Origin of the sequence: Streptomyces sp. URMC 123, assembly GCF_051386515.1 — a bacterium.
In the GTDB taxonomy this organism is placed as follows: Bacteria; Actinomycetota; Actinomycetes; order Streptomycetales; family Streptomycetaceae; genus Streptomyces.
The window spans coordinates 1-202 of sequence record NZ_JBPQTV010000815.1; the positions used below are offsets into that span (position 1 = coordinate 1).

Below are 202 nucleotides of genomic sequence, written 5' to 3' on the forward strand. Positions count from 1 at the left end.
ATGACCGCCTGGTGGTGTTCGATGACGATGACGGTGGTGCCGGAGTCGACGAGTCGGTCCAGGAGGGTGAGCAGGTGTTGGACGTCGGCCAGGTGCAGGCCGGTGGTCGGCTCGTCCAGGACGTGGATGCCGCCTTTGGTGGCCATGTGGGTGGCGAGTTTGAGGCGTTGCCGTTCGCCGCCGGAGAGGGTGGTCAGGGGCT

General features: G+C 66.8%; 1 protein-coding gene. It reads right to left on the minus strand.

The genetic code is table 11. The annotated features are described in order from the left end of the window. Window positions 1–202 (minus strand): ATP-binding cassette domain-containing protein (locus tag ACSNOD_RS32110; RefSeq protein ID WP_436770558.1); only part of this gene is annotated, 202 nt, incomplete at both ends.